Source organism: Mobiluncus mulieris ATCC 35243 (genome assembly GCF_000160615.1).
GTDB lineage: Bacteria > Actinomycetota > Actinomycetes > Actinomycetales > Actinomycetaceae > Mobiluncus > Mobiluncus mulieris.
The window spans coordinates 606,071-607,962 of sequence record NZ_GG668518.1 but is presented as its reverse complement, the minus strand read 5'-3'; the positions used below and the strand labels follow the sequence as shown (position 1 = coordinate 607,962).

General features: G+C 44.9%; 1 protein-coding gene. It reads left to right on the top strand.

What is annotated here, in order from left to right:
* The first annotated feature begins 628 nt into the window (after positions 1-628).
* Positions 629-1,405 (top strand): hypothetical protein, encoded by a 777-nt coding sequence (locus tag HMPREF0577_RS02575; RefSeq protein WP_004012091.1) that lies wholly within the window; start codon positions 629-631, stop codon positions 1,403-1,405.
* Positions 1,406-1,892 lie beyond the last annotated feature (487 nt).

Genomic DNA, 1,892 nt, shown 5'->3' with positions numbered 1-1,892 from the left:
GAACCCTGCATACGACATCAAAATCGCCGTTTTCAACCGCTGTAGGCAAAATACGTGATAGAGTAGTAAAAATGTCTGATAGGAAGGAAACCATGAAAAAGACATTTTTTTGTACCTTTGCCGCAACGCTGCTGGTAGTAAGCGTACCTTTTCAAACTGCTGTCGCGGTTGACAGAGACGAGGATACCAGTTCCCCCTCAGACCAGTACTCAGAGCGGTTCATCGGTTCGTTTTCCACACAAGACACAGAATCTTCAGGAGCCACAAGGAGTTTTCTTTTTCCAAGTGGGGGTCTCGTTACCGCGCATAATCCTCATCGTTCCCCAGGAAGAAACGAAGCTTCAGGCCATGTCACCTGGAAGCCTGTAGGGAATCCGCGATTTACCACCATGAGGTTGACTGCCAGGCTGTACGCAAAGCGGGGTACAAGATTTTTCGCCGTTGGTATAGCTGATACGAGAGATAGTAAGCCTGCGCTTAAGGGACAGACACCAGGTGCAAACGCTAGGGTAAGTTGTGAATCAAGCAAGTCAACCATGTGGTACACCTTTGGGAGTGGATACGCTCCAGGTGTGCAAAAAACCCATGGGAAGCACAAATCTGCAGAGTCTGATGTTCACTGTTGGCCATGGGCACGTCATTAGAGCTGGCAATTCTGTCGCGCAAGTCCTGCCTCTCCGAGTCTGAGAGGCAGGACTTCGTTGCATTGTTTCTGGGTTTATCTGAGGAGTGGTTTGACTTTGAAGGTAACTCTTGCGCGCCCTGGTACTATCATCCGGAAGAAGATTGGTCAGATGATATACAGAACCTATTAGCGTGGGCGTACGTCACTTTACCTGATAACCAAAAACCGCCCTTTGCTTTGTTATTCGAAACAATGACTCGCTGTGTGGAACAAGTTGCAGCCGTAAAGGCTGATGGATTCTATGTTAGGCTTGATTACTTCAATATTCCACAAAGACGAACACGTGTTTTATATGGCAAAAAAACTAGTGCAAAAAATAGAAGCTTATTACACAGCCTTGTTGGTACGATTCCTTCAGTTGTACTCCCAGACATGAGAGGGGAATCATACTTCCATTTTACTAGCGAAAACCCGACGCTTACTGAAAAGATAAAAATAGTAATAGATATAGCAGCTTATAATAATGTGGACTTGCTAGTTAATATATTCTGCTCACTGATAGATAGATACGAAAAGAACTGTTCAATTGTTGCTGTCAGTCGAGCGCTTCCCCATAGCCAATATGGTATGGACATTCAGACAGTAGAATTATCTATTAACGCAAGTGAGTGGTCCTCTTTTATCGCGGGTAGAATTCTAAGAATTCTTTTCCAGTCTCTAAATCTTTCAAAATCAACGTCTCCACTAACAATTACTATGAACAGGGAAGTATTCACTTGAAGCTAAAAAAATATTAAATATAATCACGCTCTTCCTTGGTCTTACAGTATTGATTTCATGCGAGGCTACCAGTCACCATGGTTCGTCGGTGGATAATTCAGGCTTACCCTATCTTAAGATTTGCGAAGGTTTTAACTGCGATAAGTATTACGCAGACAAAGAACATTCTGCGTGGGAGGTGAAAACCGAATCACTTACCCGTATGGCACTTCAACTTCACAGTAAAGGATGAAATAAATACAGTACACTAGGTATCCGGTTCTTGAATTCTGTACTGGACACAACGTGGTTTGGGTTCCAGGAAAATCCTGGAACCCAAACCACGTTGCTGAAATTTTACGCGGCCACAGATTCAAGGAATCCTCGGATTCCAGAACCCAGGCTAGGCGTGTTTCGCGACCTTGACGACCAAATCCGCGCCAGCCACCTCATGAACCGCGACCGAAAGCGACAGCGTTTCGGCGGCAATCAACGACTCATGGCGTTT